Raw genomic sequence first — 20,839 nt, 5'->3', positions numbered from 1 at the left:
GGACGGGCGCTGCCGCCGGCGGAGCCACCGCGGACGGTTCGGGCACTGCCGGAGCGGCCACCGGCGGGGCGTCCAGCGCCTCGGGCGCGGTCATCGACAGCCGCCGCTCCAGCCGGTCAAGCCGGGCATGGACGCCGCGGTCGCCGGCGTCCGCGGCGGGCAGCAGCACCCGGGCGCACATCAGCTCCAGGTGCAGCCGGGGCGCGGTGGTGCCGCGCATCTCGGTCAGCCCGACCGCGATCACCTCGGCGGCCCGGGTCAGTTCGCCGGGGCCGAGCGCGGTGGCCTGGCCGCGCAGCCGTTCGGCCTGGTCGGCGGCGACGTCCACCAGGCCGGTGGTCAGGGCGTCCGGAACCGCGGCGACGATGATCAGGTCGCGCAGCCGGCGCAGCAGGTCTTCGGCGAACCGGCGCGGATCCTGGCCGACCTCGATCACCTTGTCGATGCAGGCGAAGACGCCGTTGGCATCGCCGGCTGCGAAGGCGTCCACGATCTCGTCGAGCAGGGCGTCCGGCGTGTAGCCGAGCAGGGCCGCGGCCTGGCTGTAGGTGACCCCGTCGGGACCGGCGCCGCCGAGCAGCTGGTCGAGCACCGACAGCGAGTCGCGCACCGAACCGGCACCGGCCCGGACCACCAGCGGCAGCGCCGCGGCGTCGACCGCGACCCCTTCCGCCTCGCACAGCGAGCCCAGGTAGGCCGACAGCGTCTTCGGCGGCACCAGCCGGAACGGGTAGTGGTGGGTGCGCGACCGGATGGTGCCGATCACCTTCTCGGGCTCGGTGGTGGCGAAGATGAACTTCACATGGGGCGGCGGCTCTTCGACCACCTTGAGCAGGGCGTTGAAGCCCGCCGTGGTGACCATGTGCGCCTCGTCGACGATGTAGATCTTGTAGCGGCTGGACACCGGGGCGAAAAAGGCGCGTTCCCGCAGGTCGCGGGCGTCGTCGACACCGCCGTGCGAGGCCGCGTCGATCTCGATCACGTCGATCGAACCGGGGCCGCCGCGGGCCAGGTCGCGGCAGGACTGGCACTCGCCGCAGGGCACCGGCGCCGGGCCGTTGGCGCAGTTCAGCGCCCGGGCCAGGATGCGCGCCGAGGTGGTCTTGCCGCAGCCGCGCGGACCGGAGAACAGGTAGGCGTGGTTCACCCGGTTGTTGGCCAGCGCCCGCTGCAGCGGCTCGGTGACGTGCTCCTGGCCGATCACGTCGGCGAAGGCGTCCGGACGGTAGCGCCGGTAGAGCGCCAGCGGCGCCTCGGGACGCTCGACCGGGGTCGTTGCCGGCGGACGCGGGGCGGCGGACGGCTCGGGCGGCGCGGGTTCGTCGGGCTCGGCGCCGAACAGGTCGGGACCGTCCTGATCGAACGGCTCCGGCTCGTCGTACGGCTCGGAGTCGAACAGCTCGTCCTCGCGCTCGTCGTCCACGGTTGGCACCTTACGTGCTGGGTAGGACAACTTTCGAGCCGCGATCCACCGGGCCGTCCTCGGGACGTGAAGGGGTCCCCGCGCACCCGGAAGAGCTCGCTTACCCTTGCTGCCTTTCGGCCCTGGGGGAGTTGGGCGAGGTACCGCCGCACGGGGACCTTGGGCCCCAGTGTAGAGGACGCCGGCAGCTGCGTTTGACCACACCGGACGGCCGAAATCGCCCGGGCCTGGCAACCTTCCCCGGCCCGGCTACGTAGGACAGGGTGAAGAGTGCAGAAAGGGGCGCCATGTTCGGACTGTCCACCGCGGAGCGGGACGCCGAGTTCGTCCGCTTCGCCACCGAGGCCGGCGGGTCGCTGAAGCGCACCGCCTTCCTGCTGACCGGCGACCGGGAGTTGGCCGCAGACCTCGCCCAGGAGGCGCTGCTGCGGACCTATCTGGCCTGGCGCCGGGTGCGCACGGCCGAGGCCGCCGGCTACGCCCGGCGGATCGTGGTGAACCTGACCATCGACCGCTGGCGGCGCCGCGAGGCGTCCCCGGCCGTCACGCCGGACAACGCCGATCCCTACGACGCCCACCGCCGGGTGGACGACCACGACCAGGCGGTGCGAATGCTCGAATCGCTGCCGCCACAACAGCGCCGGGTGATCGTCCTGCGCTACTACAACGACCTGTCGGAGGCCGACACCGCCGACTGCCTGGGGATCAGCGTCGGCGCGGTGAAATCCGCCGCCTCGCGCGGACTCGCCACCCTGCGCACGCTCTACACACCCACCGATGAGAGGGGACCGCGATGACCGACCTCGAGGGCCTGCTGCGCGAGGATCTGCGCGACGCGGCCGACACGATGCCCACCGATCTCGACATCGACAACCTGCTGCAGCAGGGACGCCGCCGGCGCACCGCACGGATGCAGCGGCGCGGACTCGCCGCCTTCGCCGCCGCTGCGGCGGTCAGCCTGGTGACCTGGGTGGGTCTCAGCCAACACACCACGATCGGGGTCCCCGATCCGGCGTCGAGCCCCACGGCGCCCGCCCCGGTGAGGTCGGCGAAATTCGACTTCGAGCCGGGCGTCGTCCCACGAGCCCCGTACGCCTCGATCACGGCGGCGGAGTCGGACGGGGTCCTCACCCTGACCGGGAAGAAGCGCGCGTCCGACCCGGGCGTGACCCTGGCGTCCGTCCCGCTGAACACCACGACGGTGACCGGCACGCCGATCTCGCCGCGGCTGTCGCTGTGGACGATCCCGGGCCAGGTCGACTGGGTGAACGTGGTCACCAACCTGACCTCCGACATCAGCGCCAGCTACGGCAACCGCACCGGCTACCTCTCGTCGGTTGGGGTGACCGTGGTGCTCGGTGTCTCGCATCAGGACCAGGACAGCAAGGACTGGGTCGAGGGACTGATCTGGCGCAGCGCGGACGGCAACCTGCACAGCAGCGCGGGCACGACCGTCTCCACCGCGGCACTGCGCGTCGGGGACCGGACGCAGGTCGTCTACCGCGACCCGGGACTGAAGCAGATCAGCTTCTTCGACCCGTTGAATGGACCGGGGTTCGCCGCTACCCGCGACACCCCGGCGCGCAACGTCGTGAAGCTCAGTGTCTGGCGGAACAGCACCACCCGCGGCTGGGAGCAGTTCACCGTGGGCATCCTGCCGGCCGGGGCACACGACCCGAAGGTGGCGACCGCGATCAAGGGCGCCGAGGTCACGACCGGCGTCCTGCAGCCCGACGGCGCGGTGGTCTTCTTCGCCTACAGCCGTGCCGACGCCGAGCCCAAGGGCTCGTTCATCACCAAGGTGACCTACACCGACGCCGACGGCCAGGTGCGCACCTACCGTCCGTGAGCCGCGCGGTTTGGCCGCCGTCGGGCTCGCCCGGTATCCTCTCCGACGGAGGATTCGCCTAGAGGCCTATGGCGCTCGCTTGGAAAGCGGGTTGGGTTCACGCCCTCACGAGTTCGAATCTCGTATCCTCCGCCGCTGTGGATTCCCGCCCTGACCAGGGTGGGAATCGCTGTTTCTGGCACCGGGCGACCCCCGCGCGGTGAATTCCGAGGCATGAGTTGGCGCACATCGCCTGCGGTTGCACACATCGCCCGCGTAGGAACACAGGCGATGTGCCTTAACGCAGGCGATGTCCGCCCGAGTGCCACACCGAGCGGCGACCGTGGTACGACCTAGGTTCGTAGTGAGAACAGATCAGTCGCTGGAGGCACCGATGACCACCCGCATCCTGAATGTCGTCACCAATGTCGGGCACTACGACGACCCCTCACACCGCACCGGGCTGTGGCTGTCCGAGCTCACCCACGCCTGGGAGGTCTTCGACGCGCACGGATTCGAGCAGACCCTGGTCAGCCCGGCCGGCGGCCCGAGCCCGCTCGAACCGCGGTCGTTGACGTTCCCGAACTACGACCGGACGGCGAGAGCATGGCGGGCCGACCCGGAGCGCATGGCGCTGCTCGACCGCACCCTCGGTCCGAGCCAGATCGACCCCGCCGGCTACGACGCGATCTTCTTCACCGGCGGCCACGCCGTGATGTACGACTTCCCGGACAGTGCGGGCCTGCAGCGGATCACTCGCGAGATCTTCGAGCAGGGCGGCGTGGTCGCGTCCGTGTGTCATGGGTATTGCGGCCTGCTCAACACCCGGCTCAGCGACGGCTCGCTTCTGGTCGCCGGACGCGAGCTCACCGGCTTCGCCTGGCAGGAGGAGGTGCTGGCCCGCGTCGACAAGCTCGTCCCCTACAACGCCGAGGACGAGATGAAGCAACGCGGTGCGCACTACCGGAAAGCCATGCTGCCGTTCGTCTCCTACACCGTCGTCGACGGACGCCTGGTCACCGGACAGAATCCGGCCTCGGCCAGGGACACCGCAGCCAAGGTCGCCGCGCTGCTCTGATCCACCATGAATGGACGCCGGGCGGCGTCGAGGTCGCCAATCACGGTGCGCACGCTCAACGGGCCCCGGTAGAGTGAGCCATGGTCCCCGTTCTGTTGGTCATCGGCGGTCTCGCCGCACTGATCGCGGGCGCGGAATTGGTGGTCCGGTACGGGTCCCTGCTGGCCCGGAGACTGGGCATCCCACCGATGATCATCGGGCTCACCGTCGTCTCGATCGGCACCAGCGCACCCGAACTCGCAGTCGGCATCGACGCCATGAAGGTGAACGCGGGCTCGCTGGCGGTCGGGAACATCGCCGGCACCAACATCGTCAACCTGCTGCTGATCCTCGGCCTGAGCGCGGCGCTGCGGACCATTCATTTCGAGCGCCGGACCCTGGTGCTCGACCTGCCCGGCATGGCGATCGCGGCCGCGCTGCTCTACGTGTTCAGCCTGGACGGCCAGCTGCAGCTGTGGGAGGGCATCCCGCTGGTGCTGGCCGCCGTCGCCTACACCGTCGGGCTCGGCTGGTGGACCCGTCGGGAGAACAACAGCGCCGCCGAGGCGGCCGCCGACGACGTGGTGGACGCCCTCACCGCCGACCCCAGCACGTCCGGACGCCGGCACACCGTGCTGGCGGCGGTGCTGTTGATCGTCGGGATCGCCGTCATCGTGCTCGGCGCGGACGCTCTGGTCCGCGGCTCGGTGGAGCTGGCCCGACTGTTCGGGGTCTCGGACGCCTTCATCGGGCTCACCATCGTGGCGATCGGCACCTCCGCCCCCGAACTGGTCACCACGCTGGTCTCCACGATCCGCGGCGACCGCGACATCGCCGTCGGCAACCTGATCGGCTCCAGCGTGTACAACCTGACCCTGATCCTCGGCGTCCCGGTGCTGGTGGCCAACGGCTCCGGCCCGATCGACACCTACCTGCTGCACATCGACCTGCCGATCATGGTCGCGGTCTGCCTGCTCTGCGTGCCGCTGTTCCTCACCGGACGCCGACTCTCCCGCACCGAGGGCACCGCGATGGTGGCCGGCTACGTCGCCTATCTCGGCTATCTGCTGCTCGCCCGCACCTGACCCTGGCCCTGCGCCAGCGCGGTCACCCGTGCGGCGATCTCGGACGCCGACGCGCCGCGTCCGACCGCGACGCCGGCCAGGAAGGCGCTGAGCGGCGCACCCGGACGGGACGGCCCGTGCGCCACCGCGGCGACCATGGCGAGCAGGGCATCCTCGTGGTCGAGGACGTCGGCCGGATCGACGCCGAGTTCGTCGGCGACCTGCCGCAGCCAGTCGCGCATCGCGTCCATCCTCGCCGGATCGTCTCTGGGCACAGGCTCATCGAACAGCACTAGCGTGGTGTCATGCCAGCCGAGTCGTCCGAAACCCAGTACCCGACCGCGACGTCCGTCGAGGACTTCCGACGCAACCTGGACGCCGTGCGAGCCCGGATCGCGGCGGCCGCCGAGCGGGCCGGCCGCTCCCCCGACGAGGTGCGGCTGCTGCCGGTCAGCAAGACGGTGCCCGAGCAGCGGCTGCGCAACGCCATCGCCGCCGGCATGCACCAGTTGGGCGAGAACAAGGTGCAGGAGGCCAAGCGCAAGCACGCCAACCTGAGCGACGAAGACGTGGCCTGGTCGGTGATCGGGCACCTGCAGACCAACAAGGCCAAAGACGTCGCGGCCTTCGCCGCCGAGTTCCAGGCCCTGGACAGCCTGCGGGTCGCCGAGGCCCTGGATCGCCGGCTGCAGGCGGCCGGTCGCTCGTTGGACGTCTACGTGCAGGTCAACACCTCCGCCGAGCAGTCCAAGTACGGCCTGCCGCCGGAGCAGGTCCCGGCGTTCCTGCGCCAGCTGGCCCAGTACAGCAGCCTCACCGTGCAGGGCCTGATGACCCTGGCGCTGTTCACCTCGGACGTGGAACGGGTGCGGGCCTGCTTCGTCCGGCTGCGGACGCTGCGCGACCGGGCCCGCGACACCGACCCGGACCTCCTCGGCCCGGGAAACCTGTCCATGGGCATGTCCGGCGACTACGAGGTGGCGGTCGAGGAGGGGGCCACCTGCGTCCGGGTCGGGCAGGCGATCTTCGGTGCCCGCACCCTCAACGAGGACCACTACTGGCCCACCCCGGGGTGACAGGTTCCACTAAATAACACGACTTTTTCGTGATAAAAATCCCAAGGCCCCACCCGAGGCGCTTAGGTACCGTCTATGACCCCTGCGCGCGCACACCTGGACGGGCCGGCAGCCGACGCGCTGCTGAAGCTGGGCAAGTACTTCACCAAGTGGGACGAGACCACCGACGGACGCGCCGTGTTCCGCGAGGGCGGACGCCAGGGCGACGTCTTCTACCGTGACCGTTGGAGCCATGACAAGGTAGTTCGCTCCACCCACGGGGTGAACTGCACCGGCTCGTGCTCGTGGAAGGTGTACGTCAAGGACGGCATCATCACCTGGGAGTCGCAGCAGACCGACTACCCGACCACCGGCCCGGACCGGCCCGAGTACGAGCCCCGCGGCTGCCCGCGCGGCGCAGCCTTCTCGTGGTACACCTACTCGCCGACCCGGGTGCGCTACCCGTACGGACGCGGCGTGCTGGTCGAGGCCTACCGCGAGGCGAAAGCCCGCAACGGCGGCGACCCGGTGGCCGCCTTCGCCGAGATCTCCACCGACCCGGAGACCCGGAAGCGCTACCAGCAGGCCCGCGGCAAGGGCGGACTGGTCCGGATCTCCTGGAACGAGGCGATCGAGCTCGCCGCGGCGTCCTACGTCCACACCATCAAGACCTACGGCCCGGACCGCTGCGTCTCGTTCTCGCCGATCCCGGCGATGTCGATGGTGTCCCACGCCATCGGCACCCGGTTCAACCACCTGATCGGTGGCGCGATGACCTCGTTCTACGACTGGTACGCCGACCTGCCGGTGGCCAGCCCGCAGGTCTTCGGCGACCAGACCGACGTCCCCGAATCCGGCGACTGGTGGGACGCCACCTACCTGATGATGTGGGGCTCCAACGTCCCGGTCACCCGCACCCCGGACGCGCACTGGATGGCCGAGGTGCGCTACCGCGGCACCAAGGTGGTCACGGTCAGCCCCGACTACGCCGACAACGTGAAATTCGCCGACGAGTGGCTGCCCGCCCAGGCCGGCACCGACGCCGCCCTGGCGATGGCCATGGGCCACGTCATCCTGAAGGAGAATTTCGTCGACCGGCAGGTGCCGTTCTTCACCGACTACGTCACCCAGTACACCGACCTGTCCATGCTGGTCACCCTGGTCGAACACCCGGACGGCCACGGCCTGACGGCGTCCAAGTTCCTCACTGCGGCCGATCTGGCCGGGGTCTCGACAAGCTCGACCAGCGAAGCAGAGGGCTCGACCGGCGAGAAGCCGGACAACGCCTTCCGCACCGTGCTGTGGGACACCGCCAGCAACGCGCCGGCGGTGCCGAACGGCACCATGGGCGACCGCTACAACGAGCAGGGCAAGGGCAAGTGGAACCTGGTGCTGGGCGACCTCAAGCCGGCGCTCGGGCTGCTGGACGTGGAGGGCGCCGAGCCGGTCGAGATCGCGCTGCCCTGCTTCGAGGATCCCCGCGGCGAGGGCTCGATCATCCGCCGCGGCGTCCCCACCCTGACCGTCGGCGAGCACCGGGTCACCACCGTGTTCGACCTGATGCTGGCCCAGTACGGCGTCGGACGCCCGGGGCTCCCCGGGCAGTGGGCCGCCGGCTACGACGACGCCAGCACCCCCTACACCCCGGCCTGGCAGGAGGAGATCACCAGCGTCCCGGCCGAGGCCTGCCTGCGGATCGCCCGCGAGTTCGCGAAGAACTCCGAGGACTCCCAGGGCCGCACCATGATCATCATCGGCGCCGGCATCTGCCACTGGTACCACGCCGACGTCACCTATCGGGCGATCATCGCGCTGCTGATGCTGACCGGGTCGATCGGACGCAACGGCGGCGGCTGGGCGCACTACGTCGGCCAGGAGAAGTGCCGGCCGATGACCGGCTGGTTCAACATCGCCAACGCACTGGACTGGTCACGTCCGCCGCGCACCATGATCGGCACCGGCTACTGGTACATGCACACCGACCAGTGGCGCACCGACGGCTACTCGGCCGACGCGATCAAGTCGCCGCTGTCCACCGGGCACCTGGACGGGCTGCACAGCGCCGACGCGCTGGCGCTGTCGCACCGGCTGGGCTGGATGCCGTTCTACCCGCAGTTCGACCGCAACCCGCTCGACCTGGCCGACCAGGCCACGGCGGCCGTCGCGGCGGGCGAGGCCGAGTCGGTGGGCGGATGGGTCGCCGACCAGCTCAAACAGGGCACGCTCACCACCGCGATGGAGGACATCGACGCCCCGGAGAACTGGCCGCGCACCATGGTGGTCTGGCGCTCCAATCTGTTCGGCTCGTCCGCGAAGGGCAACGAGTACTTCCTGGAGCACCTGCTCGGCACCAGTTCGAACCTGATGCCCAACCAGCACGGCTCACAGCACCGGCCCACGGTGGTGAAGTTCCGCGAAGAGGCGCCGCGCGGCAAGCTCGACCTGCTGATCAGCGCCGACTTCCGGATGACCTCGACGACGCTGCTGTCCGACATCGTCTTCCCGGCCGCCACCTGGTACGAGAAGTACGACCTGTCCAGCACCGACATGCACCCGTTCGTGCACGCCTTCACCCCGGCCATCGACCCGCCCTGGGAGGCCAAGAGCGACTTCGACTTCTTCCACCTGCTGGCCCGGGCCATCTCCACCCTGGCCAAGGGACGCCTGGACACCCGCTCCGACCTGGTGGCGGTCCCGATGCAGCACGACACTCCGGGCCAGATCGCCCAGCCCGGCGGGCACGTCCCCGACTGGCGCGGCACCGACGTCCCGGCCGTCCCGGGCAAGAACCTGCCGGCCCTGATGGTGGTGGAGCGCGACTACACCGCGATCGCCGACAAACTGTCCTCGGTGGGTCCGCTCGCCGACCGGCTCGGCTTCACGGTGAAGAACATCACCTACGACGTGAAGCACTCGGTCGACCTGCTGGGCAGGCTGCACGGCGTGATGCCGTCCGGCCCGGCGGAGGGACGTCCGGCGATCGACACCGACGCCCGGCTGGCCGAGGCGATCCTGGCGTTCTCGGGCACCACCAACGGCGAACTCGCCACCCAGGGCTTCCACGACCTGGAGGCCAAGACCGGACGCAAGCTGGCCGACCTCTCCGAGGGCCAGGAGGAGCGCCGGATCACCTTCAAGCAGACCCAGGAGTCGCCGCAGCCGGTGATCACCTCGCCGGAATGGTCCGGCTCGGAGACCGGCGGACGCCGCTACGCCGCGTTCACCATCAACACCGAGCGGCTCAAGCCGTGGCACACCTTGAGCGGCCGGATGCACTTCTTCCTCGACCACGACTGGATGATCGACGCCGGCGAGCAGCTGCCGATCTTCCGGCCGCCACTGGACATGACCCGCGCCTACGGCGAACCCGAGCTCGGGCCGACCGGGGCGAAGGCGATCACGCTGCGCTACCTCACCGTGCACAACAAGTGGTCGATCCACTCCGAATACCAGGACAACCTGTTCATGCTGAGCCTGGGCCGGGGCGGCCCGCAGGCCTGGCTGAGCGTCGCCGACGCGGCGTCCATCGGGGTCAGGGACAACGACTGGATCGAGTTGACCAACGCCAACGGCGTCTTCGTCGCCCGGGCCGTGGTGACCCCGAAGCTGCCGGACGGCATCTGCTACGTCCAGCACGCCCAGGAACGCACCATCGACGTGCCCAAGTCGGAGGCCACCGGCAAGCGCGGCGGCATCCACAACTCGGTCACCCGGATCCTGCTGAAACCCACCCACCTGATCGGCGCCTACGCGCACCAGGCGTACGCGTTCAACTACCTCGGCCCGACCGGGGTGCAGCGCGACATCGTCTCCACCGTCCGCCGTCGTTCCCAGGAGGTGACCTACTGATGGCTGCTCCCAAACGCGTCATGGCGCATGTCGGCATGGTGATGAACCTCGACAAGTGCATCGGCTGCCACACCTGTTCGGTGACCTGCAAGCAGGCCTGGACGAACCGGGCCGGCACCGAGTACGTCTGGTTCAACAACGTCGAGACCCGGCCCGGGCTGGGCTATCCGCGCCGCTACGAAGACCAGGAGAAGTGGCGCGGCGGCTGGGTGCGGACCAAATCCGGCGGCCTCAAGCTGCGCGGCGGCGGACGCTTCCACAAGCTGCTCAGCATCTTCGCCTCGCCGGTGCAGCCGGAGCTGGACGACTACTACCAGCCCTGGACCTACGACTACCAGAACCTGATCGCGGCACCGCTCGGCGACGACTTCCCGGTGGCCCGTCCGAAGTCGCTGATCACCGGCGAGGACACCCAGATCACCTGGTCGGCCAACTGGGACGACTCGCTGGGCGGCATCCACGAGACCATCGACCGCGACCCGATCGTCGAGAAGCTGCGCACCGAGGCCAACGAGCAGATCCGGATGGAGTACGAGAAGAGCTTCCTGTTCTTCCTGCCCCGGATCTGCGAGCACTGCCTGAACCCGTCCTGCATGGCGTCCTGCCCGTCCGGTGCGATCTACAAGCGGGCCGAGGACGGCATCGTGCTGGTCGACCAGGATCGCTGCCGCGGCTGGCGGCAGTGCATCACCGGCTGCCCGTACAAGAAGATCTACTTCAACCACCGCTCCGGCAAGGCCGAGAAGTGCACCTTCTGCTACCCGCGGCTGGAGGTCGGGCTGCCCACGGTGTGCTCGGAGACCTGTGTCGGACGGCTGCGTTACGTCGGCATCGTGCTCTACGACCCGGACGCCGTCACCGCCGCCGCCTGCGCCGACGAGAAGGACCTGTACCAGGCCCAGCTGGATCTGCTGCTCGACCCGCGCGATCCGGAGGTGATCGCCGCCGCCAGGGCCGGCGGGATGCCGGACGACTGGATCGCCGCCGCCCAGCGCTCGCCGATCTACGCGCTGATCAAGCACTTCAAGGTGGCGCTGCCGCTGCATCCGGAGTACCGGACGATGCCGATGGTCTGGTACATCCCGCCGCTGTCGCCGGTGGTCGACCTGCTGCGCAACCAGGGCCACGACGCCGAGGCGGCCGGCAACCTGTTCGGCGCCATCGACGCGTTGCGGATCCCGGTCAGCTACCTGGCCGAGCTGTTCACCGCCGGCGACACCGAGATCGTCACCGAGGTGCTGCAGAAGCTGGCCGCGATGCGCTCGTTCATGCGCGGCGTCACCCTGGGCACCGGACGCGACACCGAGCTGGCCGCCGCCGTCGGGATGACCCCGGAGGCGATGGAGCAGATGTACCGGCTGCTGGCGATCGCCAAGTACGAGGACCGCTACGTGATCCCGAAGGCGCACCACGAGGAGGCGCACAACCTGGAGGAGCTGGCCTGCTCGCTCGACTTCGAGGGCGGCCCCGGCATGTACGCCTCGGGCCCGTTCGGTGAGGCGTCCGGACGGCCGGTGCCGGTCGCCATCGAGACCTACTCGGCGCTGAAGGCGCGGCAGCAGGCGGAGGCGGCGGCGTCCGCCGAACAGCTGCAGCACCGCAGCGGGCTGCTCAACTGGGACGGCAACGAATGAGCCGGCCGCGTACCACCGAGGCGCCGGAGGCGGTGGTCTTCCAGGCCGCGGCGCTGTGTCTAGCCTACCCGGAGCAGGAACTGCTGGACCGGCTGGACGTGATCGAGGCCGCGCTTGCCGGCACGGACACCGGGCCGGCGTTCGCCCCGGTACTGGCACACCTGCGGGGGGCTCGGGGGGTTGCCCCCCGCAGGTTGCTGCGCGAACTGCAGTCGTTCCACGTCCAGGAGTTCGACCTGTCCCGGCGGCACGCCCTGCACCTGAGTTACTGGACCGACGGGGACACCCGGCGGCGCGGCGGCGTGCTGGCCGAGATCAAGCAGCTGTACCGCGACTCCGGGCTGGTGGTGGACCTGGCCGGCGAGCTGCCCGACTACCTGCCGATCGTGCTGGAGTTCGCCGTCCGGGACGCCGAACGCGGCCGCGAGCTGCTGCACCGGTTCCGGGCCAGCGTGGAACTGATCCGGCTCGGCCTGATCGCCGACGACCTGCCGCACGCCGGGGTGCTGCAGGCGGTCTGCGACCTGCTGCCCGGGCCGTCCCCGCAGACCCGCGTCGAGGTGCAGGAGCGGTTCGGCAACCGGCAGCCGGTCGAGCTGGTCGGGATCGAGCCGCCGGCGACCCGGCAGCCGATCGAACTCATCGAGACCCGTGGAGGAGCGGCACGATGAACGCGCTGGACATCATGCTCTGGGGCGTGCTGCCCTACCTGGTCGCACTGATCCTGATCGCCGGCACCTGGTGGCGGTACAAGTACGACCAGTTCGGCTGGACCACCCGCTCGTCGCAGCTGTACGAGTCGCGGCTGCTGCGCATCGCGTCCCCGCTGTTCCACTACGGCCTGTTCGTGGTGCTGATGGGTCACCTGATGGGGTTGCTGATCCCGAAGTCGTGGACCGATCTGGTGGTCTCGCAGGAGATGTACCACGCGGTGGCGCTGGGGGCGGGCTCGGTGGCCGGCGCGGCCACCCTGGTCGGCATCGCGCTGCTGATCTACCGGCGCCGCACCACCGGCCCGGTGTTCCTGGCCACCACCCGCAACGACAAGCTGATGTACGTCATCCTGGTGGGGGCCATCGTGCTCGGCATCGTCGCCACCCTGACCGGCGACCACACCGCCACCGGCGAGCATCACAACTACCGCGAGACGGTGTCGATCTGGTTCCGCTCGCTGCTGATCTTCCAGCCGGACACCGCGGCGATGGCGGCCAGCACCTGGCAGTTCAAGGTGCACGTGCTGATGGGCTTCGCGCTGATCGCGCTGATGCCGTTCAGCCGGCTGGTGCACGCCTTCACCGTCCCGCTGCACTACCTGTTCCGGCCGTACGTGGTGTACCGCAGCCGGGACGCCGTCGCACCGACCCCAGCCCGCGGCCGGGTCCGCGGCTGGGACCCGATAGGAACCCAGGATCGAGACCGGAAAGGCCGATGACCACCACCGTGCAGGAAGCCGCGGACCGCGGCGACGAAACCATCCCGCCAGCACACCCGACCGGGCCGGGCGCCAACCGCGTCCTGGCCATGTCGACGATCGATTTCACCGTGATGTTCGCGGTGTGGATGATGTTCGGCATCCTCGGCATCGAGATTCAGAAGGAATTGCTGCTCGACGACGTGCAGCTCTCCTGGATCTCGGCGCTGGCGGTGCTCAACGGGTCGATCTGGCGGCTGCCCGCCGGCATCATCGCCGACCGGATCGGTGGCCGGAAGGTGACCATCGTGATGCTGGCCGCCACCGCGGTGCCGGCGTATCTGGTCTCCACCGCGCACTCCTACGGGATGCTGCTGGTGCTGGCCTTCCTGGTCGGCTTCGCCGGCAACCTGTTCAGCGTCGGGGTGGCCTGGAACGCCGCCTGGTTCGGACGCAACCGGCAGGGCTTCGCGCTCGGCCTGTTCGGCGCCGGCAACGTGGGTGCCTCGGTGACCAAATTCATCGGCCCGCCGCTGATCGCCGGCACCGCCGGGATGACCTTCGCGTTCGGCGTCCAGGGCGGTTGGCGGCTGGTGCCGGTGCTCTACGCGGTGCTGCTGGTGGCGCTGGCGGTGATCACCTGGCTGGTGGTGCCGCGGCAGGACCGGATGGCCGGGCAGAGCAAGCCGATCCGCGAGATGCTCGCCCCGCTCAGGCATCTGCGGGTGTGGCGGTTCAGCCTCTACTACGTGGCGGTGTTCGGCTCCTACGTCGCGCTGTCGGCCTGGCTGCCCAAGTACTACATCGACAATTTCGGCGTCGACCTGTGGTCGGCGGCGCTGCTCACCGCGCTGTTCATCTTCCCGGCCTCGCTGCTGCGGCCGCTGGGCGGCTGGATCTCCGACCGGCTCGGCGCCCGGACGGTGATGTACGTCACCTTCGGGGTGATGCTGGTCACCTCCGGCATCCTGATGATGCCGAACGGGCACATCGTGATCAGCCATGCCGACGGCACCCGCACCGAGCACCTGGGCTACGCGATCAACGTGGTCTGGTTCACCGTCCTGGTGTTCCTGTTGGGCTGCGCCATGGGCGTCGGCAAGGCCGCGGTCTACAAGCACATTCCCGAGTACTTCCCGGACAACGTCGGCTCGGTGGGTGGCCTGGTCGGCATGCTCGGCGGCCTGGGCGGCTTCATCCTGCCGCCGCTGTTCGCCTACACCAAGGCCTGGAGCGGGTTCCCGACCAGCACCTTCTTCGTGCTGTTCCTGCTGACCGCGGTCTGCGCGATCTGGATGCACCTGACCATCGTCGCGATGCTGCATGCCAAGGCGCCGGAACTCGCCGACCACTTCGACACCGACCACATCGACACCCGTTCCCACCAGGAGGTCGGAGCATGAGCACCCTGACGGATCGACTGCAGAGCGGCCCCGAATGGCTGCGCTCCTGGGACCCGGAGAACGAGGCCACCTGGGACAAGCGGCTGGCCTGGCAGACGCTGTGGATCACCACCTTCACCCTGACCATGTGCTTCGTCGCCTGGTTCCTGCCGTCCGCGATCGTGCCGAAGCTGAACGCCATCGGCTACGCCTTCAGCAAGGAGCAGCTGTACTGGCTGGCGGCCATCCCCGGACTGTCCGGCGGCCTGATGCGGCTGGTCTGGATGGTGCTGCCGCCGATCATGGGCACCCGCAAGATGGTGGCCGCCACCACCCTGCTGCTGTTCTTCCCGGTGCTCGGCTGGGGGGTGCGTTCCATGTCACCGGACGCCCCCTACTGGGAGTTGCTGGTGCTGGCCTTCCTGGCCGGCATCGGCGGCGGCGCCTTCTCCGGCTTCATGCCGTCCACGTCCTATTTCTTCCCGCGCAAGATGCAGGGCACCGCGCTCGGCCTGCAGGCCGGCATCGGCAACTTCGGCGTCTCGCTGGTGCAGCTGCTCACCCCGTGGCTGATCGGGCTGGGGATGCTGTGGTGGATGGGCCAGAGCCAAATGATGAAGGTGCCCGGCAAACCCAATGTCGAGGTCTGGTACCAGGCGGCCTCGTTCGTCTGGCTGCCGTTCATCCTGATCGGCACCTGGATCGCCTGGCAGTACCTGAAGTCGGTGCCGATCAAGGCCAACATCAAGCAGCAATTCGACATCTTCGGCAACGTCGACACCTGGCTGATGACGGTGCTGTACATCATGACCTTCGGCACCTTCTCCGGCCTGTCGGCACAGTTCGGCCTGCTGATGACCAACCTGTACGGCGCCGGCAACACCGCCATCGTGCAGGGCAGCGGCGCGACCGCGCAGATCCTGGTGGCCGGCTACGACGTCCCCGACCCGGTCACCTACGTCTTCCTCGGCCCGCTGGTGGGGGCCGGTGCCCGGGTGCTGTTCGCGCCGCTGACCGACCGGATGGGCGGCGCGATCTGGACGCTGGTCTCCGGTCTGGGCCTGATCGGCTCGATCATCTGGACCATCCCGGCGCTCACCCCGGATCTGACCAGCGCCGCCACCCTGCAGGCCGGCTTCAACCAGTTCCTCTGGGGGATGCTGCTGATCTTCCTGTTCTCCGGCATCGGCAACGCGTCCACCTTCAAGCAGATGCCGATGATCTTCGAGCGTCGCCAGGCGGGTGGGGTGATCGGCTGGACTGGCGCGATCGCCGCCTTCGGGCCGTTCCTGTTCGGCGTCGGGCTGACCGTGATGTCCCCGGCCGCCTTCTACTGGATCGGCGTGGTCTGGGCGATCTGCTGCGTCGGGATCACCTGGTGGCGCTACGCCCGTCCGGGCGCGCCGAAGAGGTCATGAGATGCGCACCGGGACCGAGCCAGAGATCGACGCCGCGGTGACCGCGGCCGAGAACGCCCTGCGGGCCGCCGCCGGGCTGCGGGCCGCGGTGATCGTGGTCTCCAGCGAGGTGGCGTCCGGACGGGACCGCGACCGGGGCGGCCCGGTCGCGGTCGAGCTGCTGCGCGGCCTCGGCATCGACACCGAGCTGGACATCGTCGCCGACGACCCGGACGCGATCCGGACGGCGATCGACCGGGCCGCCGGCGGCGGCGTCCGGGTGGTGTTCTGCTGCGGTGGGACCGGCATCGGGCCGCACGACCACACCAGCGCGGTGGTCGCCGACCTGATCGCCTTCGAACTACCCGGCGTCGCCGAGGAGATCCGCCGGGTGGGCCTGAGCCACACCCGGCAGGCGCTGATCTCGCGCGAGGTGATCGGGGTGCTGGGGCGTCCCGACGCGCCGCCGGTGCTGCTGCTGGCCATCCCCGGCTCCCGCGGCGGCATCCGGGACGCCATCGGCGTCGTCGGGGACCTGCTCGGCTACATCGTCGACCAGTTGGACGGCGCCGGCCACGCCTGACCGCCACTACGCAGTTTCACCACCTTGACAAGAATTTTCCTTGACGTGGCAGATATCGGCGAGTACGACTCCCCTTGTGAAACGTGCCCTGCACGGGGTGGGGCGAGTACCGGAAGGGACAGATCATGCGCGGAGTCATTGTGGGGAGGACCGCGATAGCCCTCGCCGCCGCGGCCGGGCTGACGTTGAGCGGAGGACTGACCGCCGAGGCACACGGGTACTCGCACGGGCCGGGGAAGAGCCGCGCACTCACCTGCACCGGAGGCGAGATCGGATCGGGAACCTATGCGAGCATCACCGTGACCGGCGCCTGCTCGGTCGCCAAGAACGCGGTGGTCACGGTGAAGGGCGACATCACGGTGCGCAAGGGCGCCGCCCTCGACGCCCAGAGCTCGCCGTCGACCATCACCGTCGGCGGGAACGTCACCGCCCTCCGCGGTTCGACGCTCGGCCTGGGCTGCCAGCCGACGGTCCTGATGGGCAACTCGGCACACCCGTGCGTGGACGCCGACGGGAACCCGATCGAGGACGTGAAGGTGTTCTCCACGATCGCGGTGAAGGGCAGCGTCACCGCGCTGGGGGCGTCCGTCGTGCTGATCAACGGGACCTCCGTCGGGAGGGACGTGACCATCGTCGGGGGCGGAGATCCGCTCATCCCCTGGTCGGTGAAGAACAACACGGTCAAGGGCAATCTGTGGGCGAGCAATGTGAACACCACCTTCTTCGGAGCGATGTTCAACAAGGTCGGCAAGAACGTGGTGCTGCTCGCGATCAAGATCACCGACACCGAGCCCGAGGGCACGAAGGACGTCTACGTGGTGCAGAACAAGATCGGACGCAACCTGGTCTGCACCGGACTGTCGGGCGTGTCCGGCGGATTCGTTCCCGGTGCCGTCAACACCGTCGGCGGCAAGGCCCTCGGCCAATGCAAGGAGCTGGCCGGCTGAGCCATCACTGCCGTCCGACATTGCCCTGGTTCGGCGTCCTTCACCCGGTTCAAACCACGGAAAGGACGCTGAACCAGGGCAATGTCGTTTCGAGGCGGTCGTCTTCGAGGCGGCCGCTCCGAGGTGTAGTCCCATTGGTATGACGATTTGCGTCCCGCCCGGACGCCCGGGCAGACTGAGCCTCGTGTTCACCACCGTGCGCTCCCACGTCAGCCTGCGTCCCGCAGCCTCGACGATGATGTGCGCGCGAATGTGTCGTTGACCCTTTCGGTTCCGACCAGCACGCCTCCAGGTCCCTCGCTGACCTGACCCACGCCCTTTCCGGCCGGACGCCGTCCGGCCCGTCCGGCGTCCCCACTTCCATTCATTTCCCCTTGTCGCAACGACATAGAAGGACTTTTTGTGATCGCCGTCACCGACCTTGCGAAGGTCTACCGACAACCCAACCGTGAGATCCGCGCCCTGGATGGGGTGACGTTGCAGGTGCCCGAGAACTCGGTGCACGGCGTCATCGGCCAGTCCGGGGCGGGCAAGTCGACGCTGGTCCGCTGCATCGCCCTGCTGGACCGGCCGACCAGCGGCACCGTGGAGATCAACGGCGCCGACCTGACCGCGGTGCGGGCTGCCGACCTGCGCAAGGCCCGGCGTCGGCTCGGCCTGGTCTTCCAGCACGCCAACCTGTTCGACTCGCGCACCATCGCCGGCAATGTCGCCTACCCGCTGGAGCTGGCCGGGGTGGGACGCGCCGAGCGGGCCGCGAAGGCGTCCGAACTGCTCGGGCTGGTCGGGCTCGGCGACGCCGGCCAGGCCTACCCGGCGCAGCTGTCCGGCGGGCAGCGGCAGCGGGTCGGCATCGCTCGGGCGCTGGCCACCGATCCGGACGTGCTGCTCTGCGACGAGCCGACCAGCGCCCTCGACCCGAAGACCACCGGCGAGATCCTGGACCTGATCGGGTCGCTCAAGGCCCGGCTCGGGTTGGCGGTGCTGATCATCACCCACGAGATGACCGTGGTGAAGCGGATCTGCGACTCGGTCTCGCTGCTACAGGCCGGACGGGTGGTCGAGTCCGGCTCGCTGGTCGAGTCGGTGGGCCGTTTCGGCAGCCGGCTGAGCGAACTGCTGCTCGCGCTGCCGCCGACCGCGGACCACGTGCCCGGCGGCGTCCCCACCGTCGAGGTGCTGGACACGGTGGCACCCGGAGCGGTGCCGGCTTTGACCGCGGCGGGACGCGACCTCGACGCCGACCTGCCGGTGCTGGCCGGCACCGTCGAGACGCTGGCCGGGGTCACCTTCCAGCGGCACCGGGTGCTGGTCCCGGCGCCGCTGACGGCGGACGCCGCGGTCTCCGCCCTGCGTCGGCACGGCGCCCAGGCGGCCGTGACTCAGGTGGCGGCATGAACGACTTCTTCAACAGCCTGGCCGACAATCCGGCGATCAGCACCGCGCTGTGGCCGGCCTTCCTGGAGACGCTGCAGATGGTCGGCATCTCCGGGCTGGCCACGGTGCTGCTCGGGCTGCCGCTCGGCGTGGTGCTGTTCGTCACCCAGCCCGGCGGCCTGGCCCACAACCGGACGCTGAACGTGGTGCTCGGCGGGGTGCTGGTCAACATCACCCGGTCGATCCCCTACGCCATCTTGATGGTGGCGCTGATCCCGGTCACAAGGCTGCTGGTCGGCACCTCGATCGGGCCGATCGCCGCGTCGGTGTCGCTCACCATCGCCTGTGTGCCGTTCTTCGCCCGGCTGGTGGAGACCGCGCTGCGGGACGTCCACCCCGGCAAGGTCGATGCCGCGCACGCGATGGGCTCGACCCGCGGCCAGACGGTGTGGAAGGTGCTGATCCCGGAGGCGCTGCCCTCGCTGGCGGCCAGCATCACCACCACCCTGGTCGCCCTGATCGGCTACTCCGCGATGGCCGGCCTGATCGGCGGCGGCGGCCTCGGCCGACTCGCCTACAACTACGGCTACCAACGCTTCCAGCTCGAGGTGATGGTCATCGTGCTGATCATCCTGGTGCTGCTGGTGCAGCTCGTCCAGATCGTCGGGGACGCCGTCGTGCGCCGCGTCGATCACCGCTGAAATACCTAGCCAACCAACGATAAGGAGATACCCATGTCACGATTCAGCCGATCGCTGGCCGCCCTGGCCGCGGCCGCCGTCACCCTGGCCCTGACCGCCTGCGGCGGCTCGCCGACCGCGGCACCGAGCAGCGCGGCGGCGTCCCCGTCGACCGCTCTGACCACGGTGAAGGTGGGCGCCAGCCCGGTGCCACACGCCCGGATCCTGGAGTTCGTGAAGAAGAACCTGGCCCCGGCCGCCGGACTGGATCTGCAGATCACCGAGTTCGACGACTACGTGCAGCCCAACGAGGCGCTGGCCTCCAAGGAGCTGGACGCCAACTACTTCCAGCACCTGCCCTACCTGGAGGCGCAGATCAAGGAGCGCGGCTACGCCTTCGAGCACGGCGCCGGCGTCCACATCGAGCCGTATGCGGCGTTCTCGAAGAAGTACAAGACGGTGCAGGAGTTGCCGCAGGGCGCCACCATCGCCATCACCAACGACGCCTCCAACCAGATCCGCGGGCTGCGGCTGCTGCAGGGCGCCGGCCTGCTGACCGGCATCACCGACTCCTCGAACGTGCTGAACCTGACCAAGGCGCAGAACCCGAAGGGCTTCACCTTCGTCGAGAACCAGCCCGAGGTGATCGTCCAGCAACTCGACGACCCGAAGATCGACCTGGCGTTCGTGAACGGCAACTTCATCCTGACCGCGGGGCTCTCCACCGCCGACGCCCTGCTCGCCGAGACCGCCAAGGACAACCCGTACGCCAACTTCCTGGTCTGGCGCACCGACAACACCAACCCCGGGGTGGCGAAGCTGGAGACCCTGCTGCACGACCCGAAGGTGGCCGAGTTCATCAAGACCACCTGGCCGTCGGGCGACGTGCTGCCCGGCTGACCGTCTGCGGCCGACCCGCTCACGGCCCACCCCCGCACATTGCCCTGCTTCAGCGTCCTTCACCGGGTTCAAACCACGGAAAGGACGCCGAAGCAGGGCAACGTGCGTTGGGGGTGGGGCCGTCCGGGCGGCGGCGTCCCTCACTCATTTAGATCACAGAAAAATCCCCAAAAGCCGGCGATTTTGCGATCGGAAACGTTATTGACCGAATGTCGGCCGGAGTATTTTCGGTGGTAGCCACATTCATACGTG

General features: G+C 69.3%; 18 protein-coding genes, 1 tRNA gene and 1 other RNA gene. 17 read left to right on the top strand and 3 right to left on the bottom strand.

Features of this window, described 5'->3' with window-relative positions:
- On the bottom strand, window positions 1-1,423 hold a 1,423-nt coding region (locus tag QM582_RS03325; protein WP_415081734.1), incomplete at its 3' end, for a DNA polymerase III subunit gamma and tau.
- 67 nt (window positions 1,424-1,490) lie between these two features.
- Window positions 1,491-1,585, bottom strand: an RNA gene (ffs, locus tag QM582_RS03320) — signal recognition particle sRNA small type.
- A 125-nt stretch (window positions 1,586-1,710) separates the two neighbouring features.
- Between ffs and QM582_RS03315 the strand changes: the two genes are divergently transcribed.
- The 5 genes from QM582_RS03315 (at window position 1,711) to QM582_RS03295 (ending at window position 5,393) form a co-directional block, all read left to right on the top strand.
- Window positions 1,711-2,220, top strand: a complete 510-nt coding sequence (locus tag QM582_RS03315; RefSeq protein WP_415081732.1) for a SigE family RNA polymerase sigma factor — start codon at window positions 1,711-1,713, stop codon at window positions 2,218-2,220.
- The gene (locus QM582_RS03310) at window positions 2,217-3,272 is read left to right on the top strand and encodes a hypothetical protein (RefSeq protein WP_415081730.1); all 1,056 of its coding nucleotides are present in this window, start codon (window positions 2,217-2,219) and stop codon (window positions 3,270-3,272) included. The genes QM582_RS03315 and QM582_RS03310 overlap by 4 nt, the downstream gene beginning before the upstream one ends.
- Window positions 3,273-3,319: 47 nt before the next feature.
- A tRNA-Ser gene (locus tag QM582_RS03305) sits at window positions 3,320-3,404 on the top strand.
- Between the two features lie 241 nt (window positions 3,405-3,645).
- A complete protein-coding gene (locus tag QM582_RS03300) occupies window positions 3,646-4,329 on the top strand; it encodes a type 1 glutamine amidotransferase domain-containing protein (protein WP_415081728.1) in 684 nt (227 codons plus the stop codon).
- A gap of 80 nt (window positions 4,330-4,409) precedes the next feature.
- Complete coding sequence (locus tag QM582_RS03295) at window positions 4,410-5,393, top strand: calcium/sodium antiporter (RefSeq protein ID WP_415081726.1); 984 nt, start codon at window positions 4,410-4,412, stop codon at window positions 5,391-5,393.
- On the opposite strand, the gene QM582_RS03290 is transcribed toward QM582_RS03295, so the two are convergent.
- Window positions 5,369-5,614, bottom strand: coding sequence for a DUF6457 domain-containing protein (locus QM582_RS03290; RefSeq protein ID WP_415081724.1), 246 nt, complete (start codon window positions 5,612-5,614; stop codon window positions 5,369-5,371). The two genes, QM582_RS03295 and QM582_RS03290, sit on opposite strands and share 25 nt — an antisense overlap.
- A gap of 63 nt (window positions 5,615-5,677) precedes the next feature.
- Here QM582_RS03290 and QM582_RS03285 point away from each other — a divergent pair, with 63 nt between their 5' ends.
- From QM582_RS03285 to QM582_RS03230, 12 genes are all read left to right on the top strand, one after another.
- Complete coding sequence (locus tag QM582_RS03285; protein WP_415081722.1) at window positions 5,678-6,448, top strand: YggS family pyridoxal phosphate-dependent enzyme; 771 nt, start codon at window positions 5,678-5,680, stop codon at window positions 6,446-6,448.
- A 75-nt stretch (window positions 6,449-6,523) separates the two neighbouring features.
- The gene (locus QM582_RS03280; protein ID WP_415081720.1) at window positions 6,524-10,276 is read left to right on the top strand and encodes a nitrate reductase subunit alpha; all 3,753 of its coding nucleotides are present in this window, start codon (window positions 6,524-6,526) and stop codon (window positions 10,274-10,276) included.
- On the top strand, window positions 10,276-11,910 hold the full coding sequence (gene narH, locus QM582_RS03275; RefSeq protein ID WP_415081718.1) for a nitrate reductase subunit beta: 1,635 nt from the start codon (window positions 10,276-10,278) through the stop codon (window positions 11,908-11,910). The genes QM582_RS03280 and narH overlap by 1 nt, the downstream gene beginning before the upstream one ends.
- Complete coding sequence (narJ, locus tag QM582_RS03270; protein ID WP_415081716.1) at window positions 11,907-12,581, top strand: nitrate reductase molybdenum cofactor assembly chaperone; 675 nt, start codon at window positions 11,907-11,909, stop codon at window positions 12,579-12,581. The genes narH and narJ overlap by 4 nt, the downstream gene beginning before the upstream one ends.
- Window positions 12,578-13,342, top strand: coding sequence for a respiratory nitrate reductase subunit gamma (gene narI / locus QM582_RS03265; protein ID WP_415081714.1), 765 nt, complete (start codon window positions 12,578-12,580; stop codon window positions 13,340-13,342). The genes narJ and narI overlap by 4 nt, the downstream gene beginning before the upstream one ends.
- Window positions 13,339-14,724 carry an MFS transporter gene (locus QM582_RS03260; RefSeq protein WP_415081712.1) on the top strand — a complete coding sequence of 462 codons (1,386 nt, stop codon included), beginning with the start codon at window positions 13,339-13,341 and terminating at the stop codon, window positions 14,722-14,724. The genes narI and QM582_RS03260 overlap by 4 nt, the downstream gene beginning before the upstream one ends.
- A complete protein-coding gene (locus tag QM582_RS03255; RefSeq protein ID WP_415081710.1) occupies window positions 14,721-16,121 on the top strand; it encodes an MFS transporter in 1,401 nt (466 codons plus the stop codon). Before QM582_RS03260 ends, QM582_RS03255 begins: the two co-directional genes overlap by 4 nt.
- Window position 16,122: 1 nt before the next feature.
- Window positions 16,123-16,683: a MogA/MoaB family molybdenum cofactor biosynthesis protein gene (locus QM582_RS03250; RefSeq protein ID WP_415081708.1), complete on the top strand. Its 561-nt coding sequence runs from the start codon at window positions 16,123-16,125 to the stop codon at window positions 16,681-16,683.
- A 125-nt stretch (window positions 16,684-16,808) separates the two neighbouring features.
- Entirely contained in the window at window positions 16,809-17,630 is an 822-nt protein-coding gene (locus QM582_RS03245) for a hypothetical protein (protein WP_415081706.1), read from the top strand.
- A 402-nt stretch (window positions 17,631-18,032) separates the two neighbouring features.
- Entirely contained in the window at window positions 18,033-19,028 is a 996-nt protein-coding gene (locus QM582_RS03240; protein ID WP_415081704.1) for a methionine ABC transporter ATP-binding protein, read from the top strand.
- The gene (locus tag QM582_RS03235; protein WP_415081702.1) at window positions 19,025-19,708 is read left to right on the top strand and encodes a methionine ABC transporter permease; all 684 of its coding nucleotides are present in this window, start codon (window positions 19,025-19,027) and stop codon (window positions 19,706-19,708) included. The genes QM582_RS03240 and QM582_RS03235 overlap by 4 nt, the downstream gene beginning before the upstream one ends.
- Before the next feature lie 33 nt (window positions 19,709-19,741).
- On the top strand, window positions 19,742-20,587 hold the full coding sequence (locus tag QM582_RS03230) for a MetQ/NlpA family ABC transporter substrate-binding protein (protein WP_415081700.1): 846 nt from the start codon (window positions 19,742-19,744) through the stop codon (window positions 20,585-20,587).
- The last annotated feature ends 252 nt before the right edge of the window (window positions 20,588-20,839 follow it).

The sequence above is a fragment of the Micropruina sp. genome, from assembly GCF_047607385.1.
Taxonomy (GTDB): Bacteria; Actinomycetota; Actinomycetes; order Propionibacteriales; family Propionibacteriaceae; genus Micropruina.
This window is presented reverse-complemented; position numbering and strand designations above follow the sequence as displayed.

Bases quoted from the DNA above. Each gene is read 5' to 3' on its own strand.
- QM582_RS03315 (WP_415081732.1), top strand. From the start codon at position 1,711: ATGTTCGGACTGTCCACCGCGGAGCGGGACGCCGAGTTCGTCCGCTTC.
- QM582_RS03310 (WP_415081730.1), top strand. From the start codon at position 2,217: ATGACCGACCTCGAGGGCCTGCTGCGCGAGGATCTGCGCGACGCGGCC.
- QM582_RS03300 (WP_415081728.1), top strand. From the start codon at position 3,646: ATGACCACCCGCATCCTGAATGTCGTCACCAATGTCGGGCACTACGAC.
- QM582_RS03295 (WP_415081726.1), top strand. From the start codon at position 4,410: ATGGTCCCCGTTCTGTTGGTCATCGGCGGTCTCGCCGCACTGATCGCG.
- QM582_RS03290 (WP_415081724.1), bottom strand. From the start codon at position 5,614: ATGCGCGACTGGCTGCGGCAGGTCGCCGACGAACTCGGCGTCGATCCG.
- QM582_RS03285 (WP_415081722.1), top strand. From the start codon at position 5,678: ATGCCAGCCGAGTCGTCCGAAACCCAGTACCCGACCGCGACGTCCGTC.
- QM582_RS03280 (WP_415081720.1), top strand. From the start codon at position 6,524: ATGACCCCTGCGCGCGCACACCTGGACGGGCCGGCAGCCGACGCGCTG.
- narH (WP_415081718.1), top strand. From the start codon at position 10,276: ATGGCTGCTCCCAAACGCGTCATGGCGCATGTCGGCATGGTGATGAAC.
- narJ (WP_415081716.1), top strand. From the start codon at position 11,907: ATGAGCCGGCCGCGTACCACCGAGGCGCCGGAGGCGGTGGTCTTCCAG.
- narI (WP_415081714.1), top strand. From the start codon at position 12,578: ATGAACGCGCTGGACATCATGCTCTGGGGCGTGCTGCCCTACCTGGTC.
- QM582_RS03260 (WP_415081712.1), top strand. From the start codon at position 13,339: ATGACCACCACCGTGCAGGAAGCCGCGGACCGCGGCGACGAAACCATC.
- QM582_RS03255 (WP_415081710.1), top strand. From the start codon at position 14,721: ATGAGCACCCTGACGGATCGACTGCAGAGCGGCCCCGAATGGCTGCGC.
- QM582_RS03250 (WP_415081708.1), top strand. From the start codon at position 16,123: ATGCGCACCGGGACCGAGCCAGAGATCGACGCCGCGGTGACCGCGGCC.
- QM582_RS03245 (WP_415081706.1), top strand. From the start codon at position 16,809: ATGCGCGGAGTCATTGTGGGGAGGACCGCGATAGCCCTCGCCGCCGCG.
- QM582_RS03235 (WP_415081702.1), top strand. From the start codon at position 19,025: ATGAACGACTTCTTCAACAGCCTGGCCGACAATCCGGCGATCAGCACC.
- QM582_RS03230 (WP_415081700.1), top strand. From the start codon at position 19,742: ATGTCACGATTCAGCCGATCGCTGGCCGCCCTGGCCGCGGCCGCCGTC.